The sequence below is a fragment of the Verrucosispora sp. ts21 genome (assembly GCF_002879555.1).
Taxonomy (GTDB): domain Bacteria; phylum Actinomycetota; class Actinomycetes; order Mycobacteriales; family Micromonosporaceae; genus Micromonospora; species Micromonospora gifhornensis.
Window position 1 is genome coordinate 1 of sequence record NZ_PNOZ01000100.1, and the last position, 19,348, is coordinate 19,348.

The following is a 19,348-nucleotide window of genomic DNA, read 5'->3' on the forward strand; positions in this document are numbered from 1 at the left end:
GAGCCCATCCGGGACAGCAGGGCGGCGAACGCGGCCTGCAACACCATGAACACCGTCGTACCGCTGTCGCGCGCCGTACGCAGCACCGCACGGTGCAGATCCGCGTCCATTCCGAACGGCACCACGTCACCGCGGTGGCTCGCCTGGGCCGGGCGGGGCCGGTCTGCGGGCAGGTCGAGGACCTGCGGTGCCCCGGCGAGCGTGGTGCGCCAGAAGTCGAGCTGCCGGGCCAGCGCGCTGTCCGGATTTCCGGCACCGCCGAGCAGATCACGCTGCCAGAGCGTGTAGTCGGCGTACTGCACGGGCAGCGGCTCCCAGCCCGGCGCCGTACCGGCCAGTCGCGCCTCGTAGGCCACGGCGAGATCCCGCAGCAGCGGCCCGGTCGACCAGCCGTCACCGGCGATGTGGTGCACCAGCACCACAAGCAGTTGACCGCCGTCGTCACAGCGCAGCAGCCACACCCGCAACGGGATCTGGGTGCCGAGGTCGAAGACGTGTCCGGTCGCCGCGTCGATCACCGCAGGCAGGTCGGCGACCGGCACGTCCAGCACGGTCACCTTGGGCTGGGCGCGGTCCAGCACGACCTGGCACGGCTCACCGTCGATGACCGCGTACACGGTGCGCAGCACCTCGTGCCGGTCCGCCACGTCGCGGACCGCCTCGGTCAGCGCCGCCGGTTGCAGCGGCCGGTGCAGGCGCAGCACCACCGGGATGTTGTACATCCGGCTGGCCCCGCCCATCTCGTCGAGGAACCACAACCGGCGTTGCGCGTACGACAGCGGCAGCAGGTCCGGCCGGACCGCGGGGGCCAGTGGCGGGCGCGCCCCGGTCCCGGCCAGGGTCCCGATCCGGCGGTCCAGGCCGGCGACCGTGGGGTCCACGAAGAAGTCTCGCAGCCCGACCTCCACGCCCAGCACCGCCCGGACCCGGTTGACCAGTTTGATGGCGAGCAGGCTGTGGCCGCCGCGGCGGAAGAAGCTGTCGTGGCGGCCGATGCGGTCCACGCCCAGCGCGTCGGCGAACAGCCCGCAGAGGATCTCCTCCCGCAGGCTCGTCGGCCCGTCGTCCGGCAGGTCCGGCCGACGTACCCGGGTGGCGTCGACCCGGGCGATCCGCTCGGCGAATCCGGCGCGTTCGGTGTCGGTGACGACGTCGAGGGCACCGACCGTGGTGGTCGGGGCGAGGGCCACGGCCCGCAGCAGCCGCAGGTACACGCCGAGCATCGACTCCACGGTGGCACGGTCGAACAGGTCCACCGGGTACTGGAACTCCACCTGCACACCGGTCGGTGTGCCGTCGGAGTCGCGCAGCTCGGTGCAGTAGACGGTCAGGTCGAACTTGGCCACCTCGAGATCGACCGGGAGGGTCCGGGCGGGCAGGTCACCGAGGCGCAGGTCGGTCGGGGTGTGCGTACCGACGGTCAGCATCACCTGGAAGAACGGGTGCTGTCCCGGTGCCCGGACCGGGTTGAGCTGCTCCACCACCAGGTCGAACGGCACCTCCTCGTGGGCGTACCCGGCCAGGTCCGCGTCGCGTACCCGGGCCAGCAGGTCGACGAAGGTCGGGTCGCCGGAGACGTCGGTGCGCAGCACCACCGAGTTGGCGAAGAAGCCGACGAGATCGTGCAGGGCCTCGTCGGAGCGGCCGGCGACCGGAGCGCCGACCGGTACGTCGGTGCCCGACCCGATCCGGGTCAGGGCGGCGGCCAGGGCGGCCTGCATGGTCATGAAGGTGCTGGCCCGCTGGGACCGGGCGAGGTCGACCAGGCGGCGGTGGGTGTCGGCGTCGAGGTGGCCGGTGACGGTGCCGCCGCGCCCGGAGGCGCCCGTCGCGCGGGGCCGGTCGAACGGCAGCGGCAGCGCCGACGGGGAACCGGCCAGGTTCTCCCGCCACCAGGCCAGTGACCTGGACAGTTCGCTGTCCGGATCGTCCACCTGCCCCAGCAGTTCCCGCTGCCAGAGGGTGTAGTCGGCGTACTGCACCGGCAGCGGTTCCCAGTCCGGTGCCGCACCGGCCAGCCGGGCCCGGTACGCGGTGGACAGGTCCCGCAGCAGCGGGGCGATCGACGCCCCGTCGGTGGCGATGTGGTGCAGCAGCAGCACCAGCACCGACTCGTCGGGGCGGGCGACGAACAGCCGGACCCGCAGCGGGCCCTGCTCGGCCAGGTCGAAGGTGCCGACGCAGAAGCGCCGCACCTCGGCGTCGACCTCCTGCGGTGCGCACCGCTGGACCGGGACCGCGACGGTGGCCGTGGGCAGGACCCGCTGCACCGGCTCACCGTCGACCATCGCGAAGGCGGTACGCAGCACCTCGTGCCGCTCGACCACGTCGGTGAGCGCCGCCGTCAGCACCTCGGGGTCGGGCACCCCGGACAGGGCCAGCACCACTGGAGCGTTGTAGGTCGACGACGGGCCTTCCAACCGGTTCAGGAACCACAACCGGCGTTGCGCGTACGACATCGGGATCACGGGAACTCCTCCTGCTCGGCCACGACCCGACTACTGCCGCGCAGCCGTGGAACTCACGAAAGTCAATGTCCGGATAGGGGCGGCGTGCGAGCCGTCCGAGCAGCGCCGGTACGGCTCGCACGCCGGTGGTACGTGCCGGTCAGGCCGAGGCCGACGGCTCCAGCCGGGCTTCGATGGCCCGGGCCAGGTCCCGCAGTCGCGGGTTCTCGTAGACGGCGCGGATGGGCAGACTCAGGCCGAGTTCCGCGCGGACCCGGGAAACCAGCTTGATCGCCAGCAGCGAGTGGCCGCCGAGCTTGAAGAAGTTGTCCTCGGCGCTGATCGACGGCTGCCGCAGCACCTGGGACCAGACCCGGGCGATGAGCTCCTCGACCGGGCCGGTCGGGGACACACCGGAGGGCACCTGCGGTGCGGGGGTGAGGGTGGGGGCGGGCAGGGCCGCCCGGTCGAGCTTGCCGCTGTTGGTGCGCGGGAAGCGGTCGACGGCGACGAACGCGCCCGGCACCATGTACCCGGGCAGGCTGCGCGCCGTCCACTCGCGCAGCGCCGCCGCGTCCACCGGCGCGGCCGGCCGGTAGTAGGCGACGAGCAGTTGCCCGTCCTCCTCGTGCACCAGCACGGCCGTCTCGGCCACCGCCGGGTGGGCGCCGACCACCGACTCGATCTCACCCAGTTCCATCCGGTGGCCGCGTACCTTCACCTGGCTGTCGACCCGGCCGAGGAACTCCAGCCGGCCGTCGGGCAGCTGCCGGCAGCGGTCCCCGGTGCGGTACATCCGGGTGCCGTCATCGGAGTCGAGGTCGGCGACGAACCGCTCGGCGGTCAGGCCGGGGCGGCGGCGGTAGCCGCGACCGACCCGCGACCCGGCCAGGTAGAGCTCCCCGACCTCGCCGGGGGTGACCGGGGCCAGGGTGTCGTCGAGCACCCGCAGCCGCAGGCCGGGCAGGACGGTGCCGATGTGCGGGGCCCGGTCCGAGGTGATCCGGCCGACGGTGGCGTCGACAGTGCACTCGGTGGGCCCGTACGCGTTGACCGCGCGCAGGATCCCGGCGTCGACCAGCTCACCGAGCCGACCCCACAGGGTCGGGCTGATCGGTTCGCCACCGACGATCAGGGTCAGCGGCCGACCCTCGGCACCGCGCGGAGAAGCGGCCAGGTGCTCCAGCAGCAGCTCCAGATGCGACGGAGTGATGTCCAGGTCGGTGAGCGGGTACCGCTCGACGAGTGCCCCGAGCAGCGCCGGGTCGGTGCGGGTCTGCTCGTCGAGCACCACCACCGTGTCGCCCCGGCAGATCCGGATCCACTGCTGCACCGAGGCGTCGAAGGAGGGCGAGGCGTTCCAACCGACCGTGCCCGGACCGGGGCGTACGACCCCGGTGGACTCCAGTTCGGCCAGCAGCGAGGCGAGCGCGCCCCGGCTGATCTCGACGCCCTTGGGGCGGCCGGTGGAGCCGGAGGTGTAGATGACGTACGCCAGGGTGTCCGGGCCGACCGGCACGGGCGCGTACCCGCCGGTCGGAGCGTCGTCCGCGGTGGTCAGCGCCGCCAGGGACACCTGCGGGGTCGACGCGGTGAGGGGCTCGGTGTCCCCGTCGACGACCAGCAGGTCGGCGCGGGCGTCGTCGACGAGATAGCGGCGCCGGTCGACGGGCAGCTGCGGGTCGACCGGCAGGTACGCCGCGCCTGCGGTCATGGTGCCGAGCAGGGCCGCCACCAGGTCGACTCCGCGGGGCAGGCCGAGGGCGACGACGCTCTCCGGACCGACACCGCGGGCGGCGAGACGGCCGGCGACGACGCCGACGCGCTCCCGCAGCTGGCCGAAGGTGAGGCTGGTGTCGCCGCAGACGACGGCCACCCGGTCGGCCGGCACGTCGGCCAGCCGGTCGAGCAGGTCCGCTGCCGGCACCGCCGCGACGGTGGGCTCGGCCATCGGGGCGTTGATCAGTGCGCTGGTCATCGTCGGCTCACTTCCCGTCCGACACGGTGGTGGACGGGGGAGTCTGCGGCGCGCAGTCGGCCAGGGCGACCGGGTCGCCCATCGCCACCAGGATCTTGCGGGCGCCGGAGAACGCCTCCCGCCCGTGCGCGTTGAGGATGTTGTCGACCATCAGCAGGTCGCCGACCTGCCAGGTCTCGCGGACGGTCACCTGCTCGTACACCGCGGCGATGCTCTCGACCTCCTCCCGGGTCAACGCCGAGCCGTCACCGACGTACGTGTCGAAGGGCAGCCCGTCGTCGCCGTAGGTGTCCAGCAGCACGTCGCGCACGTCCGCGTCGAGGGTCCACCGGTTCCAGAAGGCGTAGTGGTTGAACCAGGACTGCTCGCCGGTGACCGGGTGGGTGACGATCGCCGAGCGACGCTGCCGGGTGCGCAGCTCCTCCTCGTCGAGCCACTCGTAGCCGATCACGTTCTCGTCGCAGTAGGACTGCACGTCGGCCGGGTCGTCGCTGGCGAAGCTGGTCTGCCAGGGCAGACCGGCCAGCTCCGAGTAGTTGCGTACCAGCAGCCAGCCGTGCGCGGCGAAGCGCTCCCGCAGGTCGGCGGGCATCAGGCGCAGCGCCTCGCGCATGTCGCCGACGGTCGTCGCGCCGCCCTCCTCGGGCGCGACCACACACCCGAACAGCAGGGTGCCGGGGAAGTCGAGGGTGTAGCTGTTCTCGTTGTGCAGCCGGATCGGCTGGGCGGCGGGCAGGTCGGTGGAGGAGAAGACGCCCTGACCGAAGTCGGTACGCGGGGTGGCCTTCTCCCGGTAGCCGGTCTGCTGCGGCATCAGCACGTCGCGGACCCGGGCGAAGTCGGTGGTGTCCCCGACGGGCAGGCCACGGATCATCAGGCTGCCGCAGTGCAGCAGTTCGGCGCGGATCGCCGCGCGTTGCGCGGTGAGCCACCCGACGGCGTCGTCGAGGTCGTTGAACGACGGGGTGACGAGGATGGTCGGCTTGCCCGGTTCGTGACGTACGTCGAGGTGGGCTACGGGCGCTTGGGCGGTGAGAGACATCGAGATCCTCCTGAACGAGGTGGAGTGGGTCAGGCGAATTCCGGCCGCGCGGCGCAGCCGTCGAGGACACCGGTGACCAGGGTGAGAAAGGCTTCGAGCTGGTCGTTGAAGTAGAAGTGGCCGCCGGGCAGCACGTGCGTGGTGACCGGTCCGTCGGTGATCTCGGCCCAGCGGCCGAGGGCCTCGGCCGGCACCACCGGGTCGGTGCTGCCGCCGAAGACGACCACCGGGCAGGCAAGCGGTGCCGCCGGCGGGCTGTGGTAGGCGTCGTCGATGGCGAAGTCGGCCCGGATCGAGGGCAGCACCAGCTCCCGCAGCTCCGGCTCATCGAGGATGCCGTTCTCCGTACCGCCCCGTTCCTTGATCGCGGCGACAAGCGCGTCGTCGTCGAGGTCCTCCGGATGCACCGGGCTCGGGTTGACCAGGAACGGTGCCCGGCAGGCGGAGACGACCAGGGCGCGGGGCGGGCGGCCGGCCTCGGTCAGGGCCCGGGCCACCTCGTACGCGACGAGGGAACCCATGCTGTGTCCGAGCACGACCAGGTCGTCGGTGTCGGCGGGCAGGCTGGCCAGGACCGGGTCGACCAGGTCGGCCATCGTCTCGGGCAGCGGCTCACTGAACCGGGCACCCCGACCGGGGTACTGCCCGACGAGCAGGCGTACCCCCTCGGGCAGCAGGTCCCGCCAGGGTGCGTACGCGTGTGCGTTGCCACCGGAGTGCGGCAGCACCAGCAGCGAGGTGTGGTGCGGGGCGTCCCCGGTGCCGCCGGGCAGCACCCAGACGACGTCGTCGGGGGCGGGCGACGGATGCCGGTCCGGCATCGCGCCGGCCGGGTCGAAGTGGGCATGGTCCACGATGCGCTCCATTCCTGGACGGCTTCACGGTCGGTGGTGCAGGGAGTGCGGGTGCGGTCAGGTGCTCTGTGGGCTGCTCGGCAACGCCCTGCCCGCTTCGGTGCGCCGGCGCAGCGTGGGTCGGCTGCGGGCCGGTGCGGCCGTGGGCAGTTGCGCGGCCAGGGCGGCGATGGTGGGGGCCTGGAAGATGTCGCGGATGGTGAGTTGGGTGCCGAGGATCGCGCAGACGCGGGCGGCGAGTTTCGCGGCGAGCAGGCTGTGTCCGCCGAGGTCGAAGAAGTCGTCGTCGATGCTGACGGTCGGTACGCCGAGGATCTCCGCGTACACCCCGCAGAGGATCTCCTCGCGGGCGTCGCGGGCCGCCCGACCGGTCCCGGCGGTGAACTCCGGCTCCGGCAGGGCCCGCCGGTCGAGCTTGCCGTTGGCCGTCAACGGCATCCGGTCCAGCGGAATCACCGCGGCGGGCACCATGTGCTCGGGCAGCCGCTCCCGCAGCCACGGTCGCAGACCGGCCGGGTCGGTGTCGCCGACCACGTAGGCGATCAGGCGCATCGTCCCGGTCGGATCGGGTACGGCGATGACGGCGGCCTGCGCCACCTGGTCGTGGCCGCGCAGTACCGACTCGATCTCACCGGGCTCGACCCGGAAGCCGCGCACCTTCACCTGGCCGTCGAGGCGGCCGGCGAACTCCAGTTGCCCGTCGACCGTCCACCTGGCCAGATCGCCGGTGCGGTAGAGCCGGTCACCCGGCGCACCGAAGGGATCCGGAACGAACCGCTGCGCAGTGGTGCCGGGCTGGTTGAGGTAGCCGTGCGCGAGGCCGATCCCCGCCAGGTACACCTCGCCGACGACACCGACCGGTGCCGGCCGCAGTGCGTCATCGAGCACGTACGCCCGCTTGTTCGCCACCGCCCGACCCACCGGCAGGCTGCTCGTGTCGGTGAAGTCGTCGGGCACGGGGTGGACGGTGCTGAACCCCATCGACTCGGCCGGCCCGTACGCGTTACCGACCCGCAGGTCCGGACACCGGCTCAGGATCCTGGCCACGTGCGTCACCGACGACGTCTCGCCGCCGGTGAAGGCGTACCGGACCCCCTCGAAGGCCTGCGGATACTCGTCGACGAGCAGGTTGAACAGCCCCGAGGAGAGCTGGAGCATGGTGACGCGGTGTTCGCGTACGAGGGTGGCGATCAGGGCCGGTTCGGGGCGCTGCCCCGGTTGCAGCACACACGTTCCGCCGAACAGCAGCGCGCCCCAGAACTCCAGCGAGAACGCGTCCCAGGACACCGGTGAGCACTGCAGGAACGCCTGGTCCGGGCCGAAGTCGGCGTAGCTCTGGCCGGCGAGGGTGCCGACCAGGGCGCGATGCGAGGTCAGGATGCCCTTCGGCGTACCTGTGGAGCCGGAGGTGAACATCACGCACGCCACGTCGTCCGGGCCGACGGGGGCACCGGGGTCGGTGGCCGGATGCGCGGCGATCAGCGCGGCGTCGGTGTCCACCCGCACCACCGGCGCGTCGGTGGTGATCCGCTCGGCCAGCGCGGCGCTGCTGACGAGCGCGGCGGCGCCGGTCTCGGTGACGATGCGGTGCAGCCGCTCGTCGGGGAACTCCGGGTCCAGCACCGCGTACGCGGCACCGGTCTTCACCACCGCGACGACCGCGACCGCGAAGTCCATGCCCCGTTCCAGCAGGACGCCGACGATGTCGCCGCGACGCACCCCGGCCGCGCTCAGGTGCCGGGCCAACCGGTTCGCCGCGGCGTCCAGTTCGCCGTAGGTCAGGGCGGCCGTTTCGTGACGCAGCGCCACCGCGTGCGGGTCGGCCCCCACCTGGGCGGCGAACCGGTGCGCCAGCGACTCGTCGTCGACCTCGACGGCGGTGGTGTTCCAGTCGTGCAACAGCGCCGACCGCTCCACCGGATCGAGGGCGTCGACCTCGTCGACCGGGCGGGACGGGTCGGCCAACACCTGCCGCAGGGTGCGCTCCAGGGCGGCGACCAGCCGTTGCACGGTGGCCTCGTCGAAGATGGCCGTGCGGTAGACCAGGCCACCACCGATGCCGTCGGCGCCCTCGTCGCGCAGCAGGAACTCCAGGTCGAACTTTGCCGCGCCGGTGACGACGATGCTGCCGCGCTCACAGCGCAGACCGGGCAGGTGCAGCTCGGCGTCGGTGGCGTCGTCGAAGCCCAGGCAGATCTGGAACAGCGGGTGCCGGGCCAGTGTCCGTACCGGGTTGAGATCCTCCAGCAGCAGGTCGAAGGGCAGTTCCTGGTGGGCGAAGGCGTCCAGGTCGGCACCGCGTACCCGCACCAGCAGGTCGGCGAAGGAGGGGTTGCCGGAGGTGTCGGTGCGCAACACGACCGTGTTGACGAAGAAGCCGACAAGTGGGGCCAACGCCTCGTCGGAGCGGCCGGCGACCGGGGTGCCGATGCCGATGTCGGTGCCGGCACCGTAGCGGCGCAGGGTCAGGGCCAGCGCGGCCTGCAGCACCATGAAGGCGGTGCAGCGCTGTTCCCGTGCCACCTCGCGGACCCGGCCGGCCAGCTGGGGGTCGATCCGTACCGCCACGGCGTCGCCGCGGTGGTCGGCGACCGCCGGCCGGGGCCGGTCCAGCGGCAGCCCGGTCTCCTCGGGCAGCCCGGCGAGGGCCTGCCGCCAGTGGCGCAGATCGGCGTGGTGGGTGCTGTCCGGGTCGTCGCGGTCGCCGAGCACGGCCCGTTGCCAGAGCGCGTAGTCGGCGTACTGCACCGGCAGCGGCATCCAGTCGGGGGCCCGGCCGGCACGCCGGGCGGCGTACGCGGCGGACAGGTCACCCAGGAGCGGGCGCAGCGACTGTCCGTCGGTGGCGATGTGGTGCAGCAGGATCAGCAGCTCGTACTCCTCGTCGCCGAGCGCGAAGAGGGTGACCCGCAGCGGCGCTTCGGCGGCCAGGTCGAAGACGTGCCCGGCGGCGGCGACGAGCTGCTGGTCGAGGTCGTCGACGGTCGCCTCGCGCCGCGTCACGGTGACCGGCGCCGGTGCCAGGATCTGTTGGTACGGCTCGCCGTCGACGGCGGTGATGACGGTCCGTAGCACCTGATGCCGGTCGACCAGGTCGGTGACCGCCGCGGTGAGGGCGGCGACGTCGAGGGCCCCGCGCAGGCGGAAGGTCATCGGCACGTTGTAGGTGGTGCCGGGTTCCTCCATCGAGTCGATGAGCCAGAGCCGGCGTTGCGCGTACGACAGCGGCAGCCGCTCGCCGTGCGGTGCGGCGACGAGAGCGGGCCTGGTCCGGGCGGTACCGGTGATGGGCAGGTTCGCGGCGAGGGCGGCGACGGTCGGTGAGGCGAAGATGTCGCGGATGCTCAACTCGACGCCGAGCACCGCCCGTGCCCGCGCGGCGAGCCGGGCGGCGAGCAGCGAATGCCCGCCCAGGTCGAAGAAGCTGTCGTCCACCCCGACCTCGGCGACCCCGAGGACCTCGGCGTAGAGGCCGCACAGGATCTCCTCCCGGGCGTCGCGCGGGGCCCGGCGGGTCGTCGGGCCGGCACCGAACTCCGGCTCCGGCAGGGCCCGCCGATCGACCTTGCCGTTGGCGGTCAACGGGATCCGGTCCAGCAGCACCACGGCACTGGGCACCATGTGCTCCGGCAGCCGCTGGCGCAGCCACCCGGTCAGCGCGGCCCCGTCGGTGCCGGTGGTCCTCGGCACCACGTACGCGATCAGGCGCAGGGTGCCGTTGCCGTCCGGTGAGGCCAGCACCACGGCCTGCGCGACGTCGGCGTGACCCAGCAGGGCCGCCTCGATCTCGCCGGGTTCCACCCGGAAGCCGCGTACCTTCACCTGGCCGTCGACCCGACCGACGAACTCCAACTGGCCGTCGGCCGACCAGCGGGCCAGGTCGCCCGTGCGGTACAGGCGTTCCCCGTCGCCACCGAAGGGGTCCGCCACGAACCGCTGCGCGGTGACCCCGGACTGGTTGAGGTAACCGTCGGCCAGCCCCACCCCGGCCAGGTAGATCTCGCCCGCAACACCGACCGGTACCGGTCGCAGGTGACGGTCCAGCACGTACGCCCGCTTGTTCGCCACTGCCCGACCCACCGGGACACCCACGCCGGTGAAATCCGCCGGTACGTCGAACGTGGTGGTGAACCCCATCGACTCGGCCGGCCCGTAGGCGTTGGCCACCCGCAGGTGCGGGTGGCGGGCTGACACCCGGGCGACGTGCGGACCGGAAGAGGGCTCACCTCCGGTGAACGCCACCCGGACCCCGGCGAAGACCTCGGGATACTCGTCGACCAGGACGTTGAACAGCCCGGAGGACAATTGGAGCATCGACACTCCGTGCTCCGGCACCAGCGCGGCGATCACGGTGGGATCGGGACGCTGCCCGGGATGCAGGACGCAGACGCCGCCGAACAGCAGCGCCCCCCAGAATTCCAACGAGAACGCGTCCCACGACACCGGTGAGCACTGCAGGAACACCTCGCCGGGCCCGAACGACGCGTACCGCTGACCCTGCACCGTCCCCACCAGGGCCCGGTGCGGTGCCAACACTCCCTTCGGCGCCCCGGTCGACCCGGACGTGAACATCACGCACGCCACGTCACCCGGGTCGATTCGCGGCTGCGGGTCGCCGGTGGTGTGACCGGCGATGGCCGCGGCATCGGTGTCCACCCGCACCACCGGGCAGGCCGCGTCGACGCGCGACGTCAACGCCTCGCGGGTCACCAGCGCCGAGGCGGCCGTCTCCCGCAGGACGAAGCTCAGCCGCTCGTCGGGAAAGTCCGGGTCCAGGATCGAGTAGGCGGCACCGGTGCGGGTCACCGCGACCACGGCGACCGCGAAGTCGACGTCCCGCTCCAGCAGCACCCCGACCACGTCGCCCCGGCGGACCCCGATCGAGAGCAGGTGGTTCGCCAGTTGCCCGGACCGCTGCGCCAACTCCCCGTACGACAGGGCGACCCCGCCGCAGACCAGGGCCGGCGCCTGCGGACTCGCTGCCGCCTGCGCGGTGAACAGTTCCGCCAACGACCGGTCAGCCACCGGCACGGCGGTGGCGTTCCACTCCCGCAGCACCAGCTCGCGATCCGCCGCGTCCAGTGCCTCGATCTCGGCGACCGTGACGCCGGGGCGACCGGTCATGTTCGCCAGGATCCGGTGGAAGGTGCGCTGGTACGCGTCGAGGTCCAGCGTCTGGGTGTACGCGGTGTCGGTGCTGACGTCGATGCGCAGACCGCCCTCGGGATGGTGGGTGACGGTCAACCCCACGTCCTCGATGGTGCCGCCGGTGGACAGCAGGTGGTACCGGGCGGGCAGACCCGCGAAGTCGTCATGGTCGTCCCCGGCCACAAAGTTGATCACCGGCCCGAACTGGCGTCCCTGATCAGCGGGCCATCCCAGGTCGCGTCGCAGGTCATCGCCGTCGTACCGTTGGTGCCACTGGGCACGCAGGCCCAGCGCAGCGACCCGGGCCGCCAGTTCCTCAGCGGTCTGCGCCGGGTCGACACGGCAGTAGAGCGGGAGGATGGTCGCCATCATCCCGGGTGTGACGGCCGAGCGGGGGTCCAGCCGTCCCGGTAGCGGCAGCCCGAGCAGGACGTCGTCGTCACCGGTCCACATCCGGCGGTGCAGCACCGCGGCGGTGATCAGCGCCTGCTGCCAGGTGGTGCCGGCCCGCTGCGCGAACTCTCGGAGCCGGTCGAATCCCGGCCCGTCCAACCGGGTCACCTGCCGGGTGACCCGGTTGGCGGGTTTACCTGCCGGTGCGGGCGGGGCATACGCCACGTCGGCCATCAGCTTGCGCCAGTAGGCGGCGTCCCGCTGCTGTGCCCGGGAGCCGACGTACCGGTCCTGGTCGTCGAGCATCGTGGCGAACGAGCCGAGCGGTGCTCCGGCCCCGCCACGACCGGTCACCAGAGCGGTGTACAGCTCGGCGACCCGCCGCCGAAGGATCGTCGCGCTGTAGCCGTCCTGGACAAGGTGGTGTGCCCGCAGGTACCAGAGGTGGTGCTCCGGGCCCAGCCGGTAGATCTCGTGCTGGAAAAGGCGGTCGTGCTCCAGGTCGAGGGGCCGGTTGAGGTCGTCGTGCATGTGCCGCAGCGCCACGGCCCGGGGATCGGCTTCGGCGCTGAGGTCCACCAGGCGGGGGGCGAAGTCCGTTGCCGGCCCGAACTGCTGCGTCGGCGTGCCGTCCACCTCGGTGAAGCGCAGCCGCGACGTCTCGTCCTCACCGACCAGCACGCACACCGCGGCGACCAGCGCGTCCGGGTCGAGTGGCCCCTGGATCTCCAGGTAGCCGCCCATGTTGTGGACCGGATTACCCGGATCGATCCGTTGGGCGTACCAGACGCCCCGCTGCGCCGCGTTCAGCGGTCGCGAGCCGGCGGACGGATCGGACATGGTGGAACCCCCATCTGGACACGGAATGCGGAAACGGAACCCACGACGACCGGCGACCGCCCACCGCGACCGCCCCGATTCGTGCGGAGGCGGGCGGGTCACCGATGCCGTCGCGGCCTGCGGTGGACGGTGCCGGGGAACCCGGTCACCGCGTCTTGTGCTCCACGAGATCGAGGATGTCCTGGACGCTCTGCACGGTGGCGAGTTCGTTGTCGCTGAATTCGACGTCGAACACTTTCTCGATCTTGACGAGGATGTCGACGAAGGTCAGCGAGTCGATGCCGAGGTCCTGACTGATCCGCAGGTTCGGGCCGATGACAACCTCGACGTCCGGCGCCTGCTCCAGGACGATCTCGCTGACCTTCTCCAGGGTGTTGGGCATGTTCTCTTCCTTTCTTCGGGGCCACTTTCGTGAAGTGCCTGTGCACGTGCAGGAGGTACGGCCGCCGTTGGCACGACGGCCCTGCGTGGCTGTGCTCAGCGGACCGTCTGCGTCGGGGCCAGGGTCAACTCCGGCCAGGTGAGGCCGGCCGCAGCCCAGGTGGCCCCACCGCCGAACGCCGCGAGCAGCACCTTGTCGCCGGCCGTCAGCGCGCCGGACTCCACGGCGTCGACCATGGCCAGCGGGATGGAGGCGGCGGAGGTGTTCGCGACCCGGTCCACGTTGATCACCGCCCGCTCAGGTGCGATCCCGATCTCCTCTGCGGTGGCGGTCAGGATGCGCCGGTTGGCCTGGTGGGCGATCAGCCAGTCGACGTCGTCGGGGGTCCAGCCCAACCGCTCCAGCACGGAACGGGAGACGGTGCTCATCCGGTTGATCGCATGCTTGTAGACGGCCCGGCCGGACATGGTGAAGTAGCTGCTGTCGATGTCGACGGGCACACCGGCGGCGCGTTGCCGCGAGCCACCGCCCGGCGTCTTCATGATGTCCAGCAGGTCACCGTCGCTGCCGAGCTGCTGCACGGAGACACTGCCCGTCTCGCCGAGGTGGCCGGCCCGCACGACCACGGCGCCACCACCGTCACCGAAGATCGGCCCGGTGATCTCGTCGTCGTGGTTGAGGATCGACGAGATCGCGTCGGCGCCGATGACCAGACCCGTGCGGTACGCCCCGGTGGCGAGCATCCCGGTGCTTACCGACAGCGCGTAGACGAACCCGGAGCAGGCGGCGTTGAGGTCGAAGGCGGCGATCCCCTTGAACCCCAGCCGGGACGCGACCGACGGTGCGGTCGACGGAAACAGGTGGTCCGGCGTGCAGGTCGCCAGGATCAGAAAGTCGATGTCCGGGTTGCCGCAGGAGTCGAGGGCCCGTTGGGCCGCCTCCACGGCGAGGTCCGAGGTGGCGCCCTCCGGATTCAGGACGAACCGTTGCTCGATTCCCGTGCGGTCCCGGATCCAGTCCGTGGTGACGCCGAGTCTTGCGGCTATCTCGTCGTTCTTGACCACCTGATCCGGCACGTACGCACCGAGCCCGGCGATGACGGCCGTCCTGGTGGTGCTCTCGTACTCGACATGCGACGACAAGGCACACCCCTCCTCTACTGTCGTCCGGTGAGCCGGCCGGCTCCCGGCGGCCACGCCCTGCTGGGTCGTGTTGCCAGTGAACCCGCGGTCGGTGCCGTCGAGCGGCAGTTGTCCCGGCACCCTCGCAGCAGCTACGTCATGCGTCCCCGCCCGAGGGCGGTGTCCGCGTCGGCGACGCCCGCGTGGGCCTCCCTCGACGCCGGCCGCCGTGCCGGCGGTCGGTGAAAGGGGTGATAGCGCCGGGATAGTTCCGGGGATAAGGCCAGGATTCCGACCGTTGTTAGCTTCATTTCAACGCCACAGGGAAACACCGAAAAAGGAGCCGACAATGGGCCGCACCGCCAAGATCTTCGCTCTCGCCGCTACGACCGCAGCCCTCGTCCTCTTCGGTGCCTCGGTGGCACAGGCCGACACCACGGCCCCGGCCACCGCCACGGTGGTCCCCTCGTCCCCGTCCCCGTCCCCGTCGCCCACCGCCACCACCGCCGGCAACAACCCCTGGGACTGATCCCGGTATCAGCGCCCCTCACCGATCCGTCTGCCCCACAGAATCGAGGAGTACAGAAATGACGAGCTCGCTGAGCCTCCGCCCCATTACCGGCTGGTCCGGAAACAAGGACTACTTCACTTTCCGGGAATACGACAAGTTCGACCCGGAAGCGGTAGTCGACGTTCTTGACGGTCGAGTCGCCGGTGTCATGTTCCGTGGCATGGTCGCGCCGGAGGTCGCCGCCAACATCTCCCAGCGCTTCTGGGACAGCCCGCACCGCAAGGTCCGCGGCGTCGAGGCACCCGGCTATTACATCGGCGCGTACACCTGGAACAAGCCCACCAAGCAGTACCTGGACGAGGCCGAGGAGGCCAACCCGATCCTGCGGGACCTGCTCGACGTGCCGAACGACCCGATGAAGGAGTTCTACGCCGGGCTCGGCAGTTCCCTGGCCAAGCGCGGCGCGGTCGTCCGACCCGCCGAGCACGAGGGCCGCAGCGCGGCGATCGCCCTGTTCCGCTCGTGGCACGGCCGTGGCACCTTCGCCCTGGAGCCGCACGACGACGACTCGCAGTGCTCCGACCCGCAGATGGCGGACTTCGAGCGCAACCGGGTGTTCGGCAACCCGATCGCCGCGCTGAACATCTGCCTGGAGAACGAGGGCGGCGGCGGCCGGCTCGTGTACTGGAACATCCAGCCGGACCTGGAGAGCAAGCGCCGCCTCGGCGTCGAGTTCACCGGCTCGCCGTACCCGCACGAGGGCCTGGTCGACGTCGAGTCCAAGTGGATCGACGTGCACGCCGGCGACGTGTACGTCTTCAACGGCGCGCACGTGCACGCGGTCGAACCGAACACCACCGAGCGGCAGACCCGCACCACGCTCGCCGCGATGATGGCCTACGCGGATCCGCAGAACGTCGTCACCTGGAGCTGAGCCGACCCCCCGCTCCTCCGTCCGTACCCGGTGCCCGTCCGTGAGGTGAGGAAGATGTCAGCTGTCCACGACCCCAGAACCGGTGACGTGGTCGGTCACCTCACGCTCCTCACCTCCGACGACGTACCCGAGATCGCGAACCGCGCGTCAGTGGCGTTGCCCGGGTGGTCCGCCGTTGCGGTGGCCACCCGGTGCACCATCCTCAGGGAACTGGCCCGGCTGATCGCGCAGCGCCCCGCCGACCTGGGGGCGCGGTTCGCCCTGGAGACCGGCAAGACCGTCGCCCAGGCCGAAGCCGAACTGGACCGCGCCGCGGAGACCTTCGTCTGGACCGCCGAGGCGGCCGTCCAGGCGACGGCCGGGCGCACGATCTCCGGCGGCGACGGGCTGCACCGGCAGGTCCTCGTCGACCCGGTCGGCCCCGTGCTCGCCATCGTGGCGAGCAACTTCCCCGCCGTCGTGCTCGCCCGCAAGCTGGGGCCCGCGCTCGCGATGGGATGCACCGTCGTGGTCAAGGCACCGGAGACCACCCCGTCGGTGGTACGGGAGATCGCCGACCTGGCCACCAAGGCCGGCCTGCCGACCGACGTGCTTCAGGTGGTGTACACCGACGCGGTCGGCTCGGCGGCGCTTGTGGCCCGACCCGAGTTCCCGCTCATCACCTTCACCGGCTCGCACCGCACCGGGCAACTGGTCGCCGCCGGTGCGGTCGCTCACCTGGCCGACTGCGTCCTGGAGCTGGGCGGTCACGCCCCGGCCATCCTCCTCGACGACGCCGACCTGGCCACCGCCGTACCGGCCCTGGTCGCGTCGAAGTTCAGCTCGGCCGGGCAGAGCTGCGCGGCGCCGAGCCGATTCCTCGTCCACGAGCGGATCCACGCGGAGTTCGTCGACCGGTTCAGCGCTGCGGTACCCGGCCTGGACCACGAACCCGGCGGCACGATGGGGCCCCTGCACACCGAGGCCCGGCGGGACGAGGTGCACGCGCTTGTCCTCGACGCCGTGGACCGGGGAGCCACCGTGATCACCGGCGGTCGGCGTCCCCGCGGACCGGGCTGGTACTACCCGGCCACCGTCCTGACCGACGTGCCGGCGCAGGCGCGGGTCCTCCACGAGGAACCCTTCGGGCCGATCGCACCGGTCATGCGCTTCACCGACGAGGACCAGGCGGTGGCGACTGCCAACGCCACACCGTTCGGCCTGGGCGCATTCGTCTTCGGCGGCCACGCGCGGGCGACCGCCCTGGCGCGACGACTCCACGCGGGCCGAGTGTCGATCAACTGCGCCACCGGTGCCGACCCGATGTCACCGCTGTCCGGTCGCGGACTGAGCGGATACGGGTACGAAGGCGGGCTGGAAGGACTGGCCGCGTTCGGTCGGCTCAAGGTGCTCCAGCGTCCGGTGTGACCCCGCCGCCAACCCGTCGGCACCGGTGTACGTCGCCGCGTCGCCGAGGTCGATGCCGACGAAATGGGCGAGAAGATGCGAGTCGAGGAGTTGACCGTCGACGGTGCGGACCTCACGGCCCGGTGGCGGGCAGTGCTCCACCGTCCGCACTGACCGCCTGCCCGTTGAGGCGTTCCTGCACGAGGTGTTCCCGGGCCATCCGGCGCAGTGCGGCGGAGGCCACGCCGAGCAGGACGGACCGCACTGCCGCGGCGGCGCGGTCGTCACGCTCGAACTGCTCCGGCACCTGGGCGAGCTCGTGCGCGGCGAGCCGCTCGGCCACCTCCGCGTACGGGGTCAGGAAGTCGGTGCCGCATGCGCAGCCGAGCAGCCGCAGGGCCGCCAGCACCTGCGCGAGCCGAACGGCGGCCGGGGTGTCGGCGGGAAGCTGCCAACCGAGTTGACTGACGAATTCGTCGACTTCGGCCTGCGCGTCTCTCAGGTGTGCCGATTCCGGGGCCTCCGATTCGAGGCCGAACACCGCACGATCGGTGACGGCATAGAGGCCGGACAGGGACATGTCGTCGTCCGCGATGGCGGAGAGCACGTCCCGAACCGACGAAAGATCGAGTTGGGCGATCGTGGTGAGGGAACGGATCAACAGGAGTTGCCGTAGGTGCTCCTCGCCGTATACGGCCTGGTTGCGGCCAGTGGGGGTGCCGGCTGGGAGGAGCTTTTCCCGCAGATAGAACTTAATCGTCGCAACGGGTGCGCCCGATCTCCTGCTGAGATCCGAGATTCGCATGCATCCCCCAGGCGATCGGCAACTTGCCCTCCGCAGTATTCCACAGAGGAGCCTGGGTCAAAGTTCCCAAATCCTTCCGGATGGGAATTGTGGGTGCCGCACACTCGGGCGATTGGAAAAGCTCGGACCGGTCCGGCTGGCCGCTCAGGCGGCGGGCCGGTGGTTCTGGGCCGCGGCGAAGCGTCGCTGGGGGCGCAGCTCGGTCGGCGCGGTCTCCGTCCGCCCGCTTTCCTCCCGTCCGGTGCCGTCCCGTCCGGTGCCGTCCTGTCCGGTCATGGACAGGGCCAGCTTGCGGACGTCGAGCAGAGCCAGCAGCACCGGTGGGTCGAGCGCTCCCGCCGGTTGCAGGGTCAGCTCCGCCTCGATGTCGGTGTCCGGGCGTACGGTCAGCGGACCGTAGGACGCCACCGACACCCGCTGCTCGGGTTGGGAGGCGTCCCACACCGACTGCTGCGGATCACCCGTCACCGACTGCGCCAGCAGGTACCAGCTGCCGCTCGGCACCTCGTCGAAGGTGAACCGGCCCGGCTCGGGCAGCACGGCGCAGCGCACCGGCCGGCCCTCCGGGATGCGGTCGGCGAACATGCCGACGAAGATCAGACCGGGTGCGACGTCGGACCCGAGAAGGATCCTGCCCCGGACCCGCGCCGTCGACGGTTGACCGAGTCTGCCGGAGCGGTCGATCGGGATGTCCGTCGCGAACCCGGCCAGCCGACGGTAGGTGGTCGGCGGCATGCCCACGCTGCGGGTGAAGCGGGAACTGAAGGTGCCCACGCTGTTGTAGCCGACCCGCAGGCTGATGTCCGCGACGTTGAGCGACGTCGACTTGAGCAGGTGCTTGGCCCGCTGAAGCCGCAGCGCCGACAGGAACCGGGCGGGTGAGACCCCGGTGGCCCGCTGGAAGATCCGCGTGAAATGGAACTTGCTGAACATGGCCGCGCGGGCCAGGTCGTCCACGGTGAGCTGCTCACCGAGGTTGTCGTGCATCATTTCGATGGCGCGCTTCACCGCAAGCTCGACTGACTCTTCCATTTGCTCCACCCCGTTCCCGATGGCGAGCGGGATCAGGCACGATCCCATATACCTGGTGACACTGCAGGGGCGATTTCTGCGCGGGCGACAATTTGAAGCGTTCTTTCCGAATGGTCGACGCTTCCAATTTCGTCGGTTTGCCGTTTCCGTCCGGCGCTGTGTCTGGCGTCGAGATTAGCGGAGCCGGTAATCCGGTCGCAATGACTCCGCAACCGCCTGCTCGCTGTCCGCAATCGTGAAGTAACGGCTTCCTGTGGCGACATCTTTGCAGCTCAAGCGCTTCTGCGGATAGTGGCACGCACCACTTCGGATAGCGCTGATAGCTATTTGGGTGGCTGCCTGGACAACTGCTTCGGTGAGGTGCGAACAGCCCTAAAGTGCATCATTCGACCGTCCGCCCGGCGGTGAGGTTGTCATGCCTAGCCTGGGTGATTCACGGTGATCGCCGAGATGCGCTGTTCGTCGGCGTGTAGAT

Annotated in this window: 13 protein-coding genes; 4 read left to right on the plus strand and 9 right to left on the minus strand. The window is 71.2% G+C overall.

Going from position 1 to position 19,348, the window contains the following annotated elements:
* From C1A38_RS27630 to C1A38_RS27660, 7 genes are all read right to left on the minus strand, one after another.
* Window positions 1-2,459 (minus strand): condensation domain-containing protein (locus tag C1A38_RS27630; RefSeq protein WP_233197061.1); only part of this gene is annotated, 2,459 nt, incomplete at its 3' end.
* 148 nt (window positions 2,460-2,607) lie between these two features.
* A complete protein-coding gene (locus tag C1A38_RS27635; protein WP_102660632.1) occupies window positions 2,608-4,425 on the minus strand; it encodes a non-ribosomal peptide synthetase in 1,818 nt (605 codons plus the stop codon).
* A 7-nt stretch (window positions 4,426-4,432) separates the two neighbouring features.
* Window positions 4,433-5,467, minus strand: coding sequence for a TauD/TfdA family dioxygenase (locus C1A38_RS27640; protein ID WP_102660633.1), 1,035 nt, complete (start codon window positions 5,465-5,467; stop codon window positions 4,433-4,435).
* A 29-nt stretch (window positions 5,468-5,496) separates the two neighbouring features.
* Window positions 5,497-6,321, minus strand: a complete 825-nt coding sequence (locus C1A38_RS27645) for a thioesterase II family protein (protein ID WP_233197060.1) — start codon at window positions 6,319-6,321, stop codon at window positions 5,497-5,499.
* 57 nt (window positions 6,322-6,378) lie between these two features.
* Window positions 6,379-12,702 (minus strand): non-ribosomal peptide synthetase, encoded by a 6,324-nt coding sequence (locus tag C1A38_RS27650; RefSeq protein WP_102660634.1) that lies wholly within the window; start codon window positions 12,700-12,702, stop codon window positions 6,379-6,381.
* Window positions 12,703-12,847: 145 nt separating this feature from the next.
* Window positions 12,848-13,084, minus strand: coding sequence for an acyl carrier protein (locus C1A38_RS27655; protein ID WP_102660635.1), 237 nt, complete (start codon window positions 13,082-13,084; stop codon window positions 12,848-12,850).
* A gap of 95 nt (window positions 13,085-13,179) precedes the next feature.
* Window positions 13,180-14,226, minus strand: a complete 1,047-nt coding sequence (locus C1A38_RS27660) for a beta-ketoacyl-ACP synthase III (RefSeq protein WP_102660636.1) — start codon at window positions 14,224-14,226, stop codon at window positions 13,180-13,182.
* 27 nt (window positions 14,227-14,253) lie between these two features.
* Here C1A38_RS27660 and C1A38_RS31005 point away from each other — a divergent pair, with 27 nt between their 5' ends.
* The 4 genes from C1A38_RS31005 (at window position 14,254) to C1A38_RS27675 (ending at window position 17,057) form a co-directional block, all read left to right on the plus strand.
* On the plus strand, window positions 14,254-14,451 hold the full coding sequence (locus tag C1A38_RS31005) for a hypothetical protein (protein WP_146017640.1): 198 nt from the start codon (window positions 14,254-14,256) through the stop codon (window positions 14,449-14,451).
* A 103-nt stretch (window positions 14,452-14,554) separates the two neighbouring features.
* Window positions 14,555-14,734: a hypothetical protein gene (locus C1A38_RS27665; protein ID WP_102660637.1), complete on the plus strand. Its 180-nt coding sequence runs from the start codon at window positions 14,555-14,557 to the stop codon at window positions 14,732-14,734.
* A gap of 58 nt (window positions 14,735-14,792) precedes the next feature.
* Complete coding sequence (locus tag C1A38_RS27670) at window positions 14,793-15,650, plus strand: 2OG-Fe(II)-dependent halogenase WelO5 family protein (RefSeq protein WP_102660638.1); 858 nt, start codon at window positions 14,793-14,795, stop codon at window positions 15,648-15,650.
* Between the two features lie 54 nt (window positions 15,651-15,704).
* Window positions 15,705-17,057, plus strand: a complete 1,353-nt coding sequence (locus C1A38_RS27675; RefSeq protein WP_102660639.1) for an aldehyde dehydrogenase family protein — start codon at window positions 15,705-15,707, stop codon at window positions 17,055-17,057.
* Between the two features lie 112 nt (window positions 17,058-17,169).
* Here the strand turns inward: C1A38_RS27675 and C1A38_RS27680 are convergent, their stop codons facing one another.
* Together C1A38_RS27680 and C1A38_RS27685 are read right to left on the minus strand one after the other, a co-directional pair.
* Entirely contained in the window at window positions 17,170-17,841 is a 672-nt protein-coding gene (locus C1A38_RS27680) for a MerR family transcriptional regulator (RefSeq protein ID WP_102660640.1), read from the minus strand.
* 144 nt (window positions 17,842-17,985) lie between these two features.
* Window positions 17,986-18,873 (minus strand): helix-turn-helix domain-containing protein, encoded by an 888-nt coding sequence (locus tag C1A38_RS27685; protein WP_102660642.1) that lies wholly within the window; start codon window positions 18,871-18,873, stop codon window positions 17,986-17,988.
* Window positions 18,874-19,348 lie beyond the last annotated feature (475 nt).

Bases quoted from the DNA above. Each gene is read 5' to 3' on its own strand.
- C1A38_RS27635 (WP_102660632.1), bottom strand. From the start codon at position 4,425: ATGACCAGCGCACTGATCAACGCCCCGATGGCCGAGCCCACCGTCGCG.
- C1A38_RS27640 (WP_102660633.1), bottom strand. From the start codon at position 5,467: ATGTCTCTCACCGCCCAAGCGCCCGTAGCCCACCTCGACGTACGTCAC.
- C1A38_RS27650 (WP_102660634.1), bottom strand. From the start codon at position 12,702: ATGTCCGATCCGTCCGCCGGCTCGCGACCGCTGAACGCGGCGCAGCGG.
- C1A38_RS27655 (WP_102660635.1), bottom strand. From the start codon at position 13,084: ATGCCCAACACCCTGGAGAAGGTCAGCGAGATCGTCCTGGAGCAGGCG.
- C1A38_RS27665 (WP_102660637.1), top strand. From the start codon at position 14,555: ATGGGCCGCACCGCCAAGATCTTCGCTCTCGCCGCTACGACCGCAGCC.
- C1A38_RS27670 (WP_102660638.1), top strand. From the start codon at position 14,793: ATGACGAGCTCGCTGAGCCTCCGCCCCATTACCGGCTGGTCCGGAAAC.
- C1A38_RS27675 (WP_102660639.1), top strand. From the start codon at position 15,705: ATGTCAGCTGTCCACGACCCCAGAACCGGTGACGTGGTCGGTCACCTC.
- C1A38_RS27680 (WP_102660640.1), bottom strand. From the start codon at position 17,841: ATGCGAATCTCGGATCTCAGCAGGAGATCGGGCGCACCCGTTGCGACG.
- C1A38_RS27685 (WP_102660642.1), bottom strand. From the start codon at position 18,873: ATGGAAGAGTCAGTCGAGCTTGCGGTGAAGCGCGCCATCGAAATGATG.